The sequence below is a fragment of the Thermomonas hydrothermalis genome (assembly GCF_900129205.1).
In the GTDB taxonomy this organism is placed as follows: Bacteria; Pseudomonadota; Gammaproteobacteria; order Xanthomonadales; family Xanthomonadaceae; genus Thermomonas; species Thermomonas hydrothermalis.
The window spans coordinates 1-5,229 of sequence record NZ_FQUK01000068.1; the positions used below are offsets into that span (position 1 = coordinate 1).

Genomic DNA, 5,229 nt, shown 5'->3' on the forward strand with positions numbered 1-5,229 from the left:
AGACGGTCTCGCTCTATACCCTCGATGGGCGCATCACCGTGCCCATGCGTCTCGGCGAACACCAGCGTCGCATTCTCGGATCTGGCCAGCCGAAGGAGGCGGAGCTGGTCTTGCGCAAAGGGCAGTGGTTCTTCAACCTCGTCGTCGAGACTGACGACGCGCAACCTGTGGCTTCCGGCCCCGTGATGGGCGTGGATGTCGGAGAAAACAACCTCGCCGCCCACAGCTTGGGCAGGGTCTTCGGCGGCGAGCGACTGCGCGACAAGCGCGACCGTTACCTTGCCCTGCGCCGCCGTCTTCAGTCCAACGGCAGCCAGAGCGCGAAACAGAAGCTCCGGCAGGTCTCCGGCAAGGAGATGCGGCGCGTGAAGCACATTAACCACGAAACGAGCAAGGCCATTGTTCAGGCGGCGATTGATGCCGGCATCGCCAAGATCACGATGGAAGACCTGACGCATATCCGGGAGCGGATCAAGGCGGGCAAGCGCATGCGTGGCCGCCTGCACCGCTGGGCATGGCGACAGTTGCAGACCTTCGTCGAATACAAGGCCAAGGCTGCGGGCATCGCCGTCGAGTACGCCAACCCGGCCTACACCAGCCAGACCTGCTCGTGTTGTGGAGAGTTGGGGAAGCGCTCGAAACATCGTTTCGAGTGCCCTCACTGTGGTCTCCGGGCGCACAGCGACTTGAACGCAAGTCGGAACCTTGCCCGGATCGGCAGCGGTGCCCCGCTGTCGAGGGCGGTCGTAAATACGCCTGATGTTGGGAGTGTGGATATGGGCAACCATGTCTGCGCTTCACAATAAAGCCTGCGACTTCAGTCGCGGGTTATTTACGTTTGTCTCGGGCAATGCCGGTGTCTATCGCCTGCTGATCCCTGATCCGACCATCCCGCAGGTGGCCGAGTGGATGCAGGCGGATCGGGTGCGGCTGGAAGGGATCGACCCGTATGGGTACGGGTGGGTGCATCTGCTGTTCGATGATGACAGCGATCAGCCGTGCTTCCTGACGATCCGCCCGGTGCAGTGTGTGCCGCTGCCTGGGGCGCAGGATTTGGGCCGGTGGACGGAGTTGGTCGCCTATGTGCCCGATGGCGATATGGGTGTGCGCGAGCTACACCGCTGGCCGCTGTTCATCCACCGGGTGATGGGCGATCAGCCGCAGACGAACCGTGTGCCGCAAGTGCCGGTCGCCCGGCATTGAGGTTGCGTTCGGGGGCGGATGTGGCATAGTAGAGAGGCCATCGCCCACCATCCCGGTGGCACGGGGCCAACCGCCAGCCAGCGCAGGCCCCACCTCGCACCGCCTGTCTTTTTCCTCCTTTTGGGCAGGCATCCACCCCCGGAGTCCCCTCCGGGGGTTTTTATTTGCTGCGGGCGTGCTTGGCGGCAGCCTTGCCGCGCCCGATCTTGGCCTGCTTGGCAGGCGAGGTGATGGGCTTGCGCGCCGGGGTGCGCTTGATGGCCTGGCGTTTGTCGATCAGGCAGTCATCAAGATCGCCGCCGGCGGCCAGGAACTCCTTGACCCAATGCGGCGCATTGCCGCGTCCCGTCCAGGTCTGTTCGGGATTGTCGGGGTTGCGGTACTTGGGCGGAATGCGCTTGACCGGCGGTGGCCGCCCGATGAACTCCATCACATATTCCTTGATCTGCTCATCGGTGGTCAGGGCCACAAGCCGGTGCATGTCCAGCCCGTAGGTTTCCAGTTGCTTCTGGATTTCGGTGATCGTCTCGACGTACTGCTTGCGCAGGCTGCGGATGTGATCGCTGATGCGCTCGATCCGCAGCGCCTCGATCTTGTTCTGGAGATCGGCCATCTGCGCGTCGTTGAGGCGCTTGATGGTGTCGCTCTCAATCTCGATGGCGAGAGTCTTTTTGGTGGACATGACAAGTCCTGCTTATTGAGTTTAGGCATTCTTGCAGATGCGCCTGAATGGATCAACCGTTGTTCAGGGTTTGTCCAGTTTCGATTTGCGTTTGCATAGGTTGGGTGATACAGTGATCTTGTCGGCAGGCGGTTCCTCCCAAGCCCAAGCCCCCGTCCGCCGGCAGGCCCGATTCCCCCGTCGGGCCACATTTCTCCTCCATGTGGTTGACAACCCCGCCGCTTCCTCCCGGCGGGGTTGTTTTTTGGCGTGGACTTCCCGCAGACTTTGGGCGCATGAAGCCCAAGGATGACTCAAACGGCATCAGCCTGCTGGAACGAGCGTGGCTCGCGTTGGTGGTGTCAGGCACCCTGGTCTTTCCCTGTTGTGCGGCGATGCTGGCCATCCTGAATGGCCTGCTGGCGTTGTGCGTGCCGCACCTCTGGCCCCGAATGCCGACCGCCTGGGTGGTGGTCAGTGCCGCCGTGCTCGCGGCAGGGGTGTGGGTGAGCGTGATGATGCAAATGGAACGAGAGGGATTTGAGGACGATGACGACGAATGGCGGTGACGACGACGGCATCGGGCGGATCTACGAACACGGCTGCGGCTTCTTTCGAGACGATGAGGTGCCCGAAGATGTTCGCAATCTGCCAACGTCGTTGGAATTTCGGATTCCCCGCGATGCGCCGTTTGCCATCCTGAACCTGCGTCGATCCGAGGATGGCCGGATGCTCTACCGGCGCGAGGTGGTGCGCAAGATTTGCCAGGTGTCCGGGGTGCCGTTTCAGGTGCTCATGGAAAACCCGCTGGCCGAATACCTGCTGCTGTGGAGCTGGCTGGTGCTGGACATACGCAAGCCGGAGCCGCCGGACGAGCGCGACGTTGAGACGTGGGCGCACATCCTGCGCGAGCAGAAGCGGGCCATTGTGCGCAGGCCCGATCTGCAACGCCTGGGCACCCTTGTGAGCATTCAGATGGTCGATGCGAGCGAGTTTCGTCGGGTGCCGCAGCCGGTGTGATTCCTTCCCGCGTTGCACAACGATAGCATTATCGTTACAATGATATCATTGATAGCGCAAAGCGCGGGAGGCCAATATGGCGACAGTGATCGTTAGAAATCTGCCTGACGAGGTGCATCGTGCGCTTCGTGTACGCGCAGCAACGCACAGACGCAGCACCGAGGCCGAAATTCGCGACATCCTCGAATCGGCCGTTCGCCCGCCGGTGCGGCTTCGCATGGGCACGGCCTTGGGCGAGCTAGGCCGCCGGGTCGGGCTGACCGACGACGACATCGCAGCCTTCGAGCAGGTGCGCGACAAGACCCAGGCCGAGCCTGTGAGGTTTGAGTGATCGTCTTGGATACCAACGTCGTTTCCGAGGCGATGAAATCGGAACCGAATCCCGCCGTGCGGGCGTGGCTGGATGAGCAGGCGGCTGAAACCCTCTACCTGTCCAGCGTCACGCTTGCCGAACTGCTGTTCGGTATCGGTACCTTGCCGTCTGGCCGACGCAAAGATGCGCTGTCGAAAACGCTGGATGGTCTGCTTGAGTTATTCGGGGATCGCGTGCTTGCCTTCGACACCGACGCAGCGCGGCACTACGCCGAACTGGCCGTTGCTGCCCGTGCCGCCGGCAAGGGCTTCCCCACACCAGACGGCTACATCGCCGCCATTGCGCGTGCTCGCGGCTTCACCGTCGCCACACGCGACGTTGCGCCATTCCAAGCGGCTGGCCTCAACGTCATCAACCCGTGGGAGCGCCATCGGAAGGCGAGTAGTGCCGCCCGAGGGGTGGCAAAGCCTGGATAGCCAGCCGGTGGCTGCGAGCTACTTCGTCGGGTGCCGCAGCCGGTGGCATGAGGTGGTACGCCTTGGCCGCCCTATTCCACTTGAGGGCGGGGCTGTTCCTCGCGTTTTTCGAGCCTGTCCAGATACCGGATGATGGCCTCGCGGGCAAAGAACGCCTTGCTGCGTCCGGTGGCGTGTGCCAGGGCTTGAACAGTTGACTCCATAGTTGCGCGTTCTTGCTTTTTCATGTATATTTTGAGCATGTCACGCAAGATGGTCAGCATTCACGAAGCCGCCGAGTTCCTGGGCGTTTCGGCGCAAACGCTGCGGCGCTGGGAGCGCGAAGGCAAGCTGATGCCAGATGAGCGCACACCGGGCGGTCGGCGGCGCTATGACCTTGCGCGGCTTGCCCAGGCTGTGCCCGCCGATGCGGGCATGAGCGACTTGGAGCTTTTTGTCGTGCTGATCGCGCGTCGGTATGGTGTGAGCAGCGAGAAGTTTCCCGCCCTTCTCGACCGTATTCGGTCAGCGGTGGAGGCCGCGCAATGCTGATCGCCCACCGAATCGCGCTCGATCCCAACAACGTGCAGGCGTCCTATCTCGCCAAGGCCGCAGGCGTGGCGAGGTTTGCTTACAACTGGGCGCTGGCCGAGTGGAAGCGCCAGTACGAGGCGTGGCATGCTGACAACAGCCTGCCCAAGCCATCCCAGGCGGCGCTTCGCCGCCAGTTGAACGCGGTCAAGCGCGAGCAGTTCCCCTGGATGCTCGACGTCACCAAGTGCGCCCCGCAGATGGCAATCATCCAATTGGGGCAGGCGTTTGCGAACTTCTTCGCGGGCCGCGCCCGCTATCCGCAGTTTCGCAAGAAAGGCCGCGACGATCGCTTCACCCTGACCAACGACCAGTTCGACATCGACGGCTGTCGCATGCGCATCCCCAACCTCGGGTGGGTGCGCATGCGCGAGTCGTTGCGCTTCACCGGCAAGATCATGTCGGCCACGATCTCCCGTGTGGCCGACCGCTGGTTCGTCAGCATCACCGTGGACACGCCCGACAACCCTCATCTGCCCAAAGCCGAGAACCAAGGCGCGGTGGGTGTGGATTTGGGTGTCTCGGCGCTGGCAACGCTCTCGACGGGAGAAACGATCCCTGGCCCCAAGCCCCACAAGGCGCTGCTCGCCCGCTTGCGCAGGCTGTCAAAGAGCCTGTCGCGCAAGCAAAAGGGAGGCTCCATCGCGTCTGGTGTGGAACGGGCCGCCGGATGATGTCAGCCTTGGCGGATGCAAGAACAACTCTTCACCCAGGCTTTGGGGCTGACGCCGCCGTGGGCGGTAGACAGCGTGTCGTTTCGTCCGGATGAGGGGGCGATCCACTTCGAGGTGTCGTGCGATACGGCCCGGCTGGCCTGTCCGGTCTGCGGGGCGGCGGACCAGCCGGTGCACGACCGGGTGGAGCGCACCTGGCAGCATCTGCACTTCTTCCAGTTCAAGGCCTTCATCCACTGCCGGGTGCCGCGCGTGGCCTGCCGCGAGTGCGGCAAGACCTCGCAGGCGCCGGTGCCGTGGGCGGCCAAGGGC

11 protein-coding genes are annotated in these 5,229 nt (G+C 63.2%); 9 read left to right on the plus strand and 2 right to left on the minus strand.

The features are described 5' to 3' along the window. Positions 1 to 806 (plus strand): RNA-guided endonuclease InsQ/TnpB family protein (locus BUA29_RS11590; RefSeq protein WP_218587159.1); only part of this gene is annotated, 806 nt, incomplete at its 5' end. Beyond that, positions 787 to 1,203: a hypothetical protein gene (locus tag BUA29_RS11595; protein ID WP_072756680.1), complete on the plus strand. Its 417-nt coding sequence runs from the start codon at positions 787 to 789 to the stop codon at positions 1,201 to 1,203. The genes BUA29_RS11590 and BUA29_RS11595, both read left to right, overlap by 20 nt. A 160-nt stretch (positions 1,204 to 1,363) precedes the next feature. Here the strand turns inward: BUA29_RS11595 and BUA29_RS11600 are convergent, their stop codons facing one another. Then, positions 1,364 to 1,885, minus strand: coding sequence for an H-NS histone family protein (locus BUA29_RS11600; RefSeq protein WP_072756681.1), 522 nt, complete (start codon positions 1,883 to 1,885; stop codon positions 1,364 to 1,366). Positions 1,886 to 2,160: 275 nt separating this feature from the next. On the opposite strand from BUA29_RS11600, the gene BUA29_RS11605 reads away from it, so the two are divergent. The 4 genes from BUA29_RS11605 (at position 2,161) to BUA29_RS11620 (ending at position 3,673) form a co-directional block, all read left to right on the plus strand. Beyond that, positions 2,161 to 2,433 (plus strand): hypothetical protein, encoded by a 273-nt coding sequence (locus tag BUA29_RS11605; protein WP_072756682.1) that lies wholly within the window; start codon positions 2,161 to 2,163, stop codon positions 2,431 to 2,433. Further along, positions 2,414 to 2,884 carry a hypothetical protein gene (locus BUA29_RS11610; protein WP_072756683.1) on the plus strand — a complete coding sequence of 157 codons (471 nt, stop codon included), beginning with the start codon at positions 2,414 to 2,416 and terminating at the stop codon, positions 2,882 to 2,884. The genes BUA29_RS11605 and BUA29_RS11610 overlap by 20 nt, the downstream gene beginning before the upstream one ends. 76 nt (positions 2,885 to 2,960) lie before the next feature. Beyond that, positions 2,961 to 3,215: a FitA-like ribbon-helix-helix domain-containing protein gene (locus BUA29_RS11615; RefSeq protein ID WP_072756684.1), complete on the plus strand. Its 255-nt coding sequence runs from the start codon at positions 2,961 to 2,963 to the stop codon at positions 3,213 to 3,215. After that, positions 3,212 to 3,673, plus strand: a complete 462-nt coding sequence (locus tag BUA29_RS11620) for a type II toxin-antitoxin system VapC family toxin (protein WP_072756685.1) — start codon at positions 3,212 to 3,214, stop codon at positions 3,671 to 3,673. The genes BUA29_RS11615 and BUA29_RS11620 overlap by 4 nt, the downstream gene beginning before the upstream one ends. Before the next feature lie 71 nt (positions 3,674 to 3,744). Here BUA29_RS11620 and BUA29_RS12275 read toward each other — a convergent pair whose 3' ends face one another. Further along, positions 3,745 to 3,900: a hypothetical protein gene (locus BUA29_RS12275; RefSeq protein ID WP_178137935.1), complete on the minus strand. Its 156-nt coding sequence runs from the start codon at positions 3,898 to 3,900 to the stop codon at positions 3,745 to 3,747. 13 nt (positions 3,901 to 3,913) lie between these two features. Between BUA29_RS12275 and BUA29_RS12345 the strand changes: the two genes are divergently transcribed. From BUA29_RS12345 to BUA29_RS11635, 3 genes are all read left to right on the plus strand, one after another. Then, positions 3,914 to 4,204 (plus strand): MerR family transcriptional regulator, encoded by a 291-nt coding sequence (locus tag BUA29_RS12345; RefSeq protein WP_218587197.1) that lies wholly within the window; start codon positions 3,914 to 3,916, stop codon positions 4,202 to 4,204. After that, a complete protein-coding gene (locus tag BUA29_RS11630; RefSeq protein ID WP_218587198.1) occupies positions 4,198 to 4,917 on the plus strand; it encodes an RNA-guided endonuclease InsQ/TnpB family protein in 720 nt (239 codons plus the stop codon). The genes BUA29_RS12345 and BUA29_RS11630 overlap by 7 nt, the downstream gene beginning before the upstream one ends. A 15-nt stretch (positions 4,918 to 4,932) precedes the next feature. Beyond that, positions 4,933 to 5,229 (plus strand): transposase family protein (locus BUA29_RS11635; RefSeq protein WP_143148942.1); only part of this gene is annotated, 297 nt, incomplete at its 3' end.

What these genes read in the sequence shown, in the direction of transcription:
- BUA29_RS11595 (WP_072756680.1), top strand. Translation starts at nt 787, where the DNA reads ATGTCTGCGCTTCACAATAAAGCCTGCGACTTCAGTCGCGGGTTATTT.
- BUA29_RS11600 (WP_072756681.1), bottom strand. Translation starts at nt 1,885, where the DNA reads ATGTCCACCAAAAAGACTCTCGCCATCGAGATTGAGAGCGACACCATC.
- BUA29_RS11605 (WP_072756682.1), top strand. Translation starts at nt 2,161, where the DNA reads ATGAAGCCCAAGGATGACTCAAACGGCATCAGCCTGCTGGAACGAGCG.
- BUA29_RS11610 (WP_072756683.1), top strand. Translation starts at nt 2,414, where the DNA reads ATGACGACGAATGGCGGTGACGACGACGGCATCGGGCGGATCTACGAA.
- BUA29_RS11615 (WP_072756684.1), top strand. Translation starts at nt 2,961, where the DNA reads ATGGCGACAGTGATCGTTAGAAATCTGCCTGACGAGGTGCATCGTGCG.
- BUA29_RS12275 (WP_178137935.1), bottom strand. Translation starts at nt 3,900, where the DNA reads ATGAAAAAGCAAGAACGCGCAACTATGGAGTCAACTGTTCAAGCCCTG.
- BUA29_RS12345 (WP_218587197.1), top strand. Translation starts at nt 3,914, where the DNA reads ATGTCACGCAAGATGGTCAGCATTCACGAAGCCGCCGAGTTCCTGGGC.
- BUA29_RS11630 (WP_218587198.1), top strand. Translation starts at nt 4,198, where the DNA reads ATGCTGATCGCCCACCGAATCGCGCTCGATCCCAACAACGTGCAGGCG.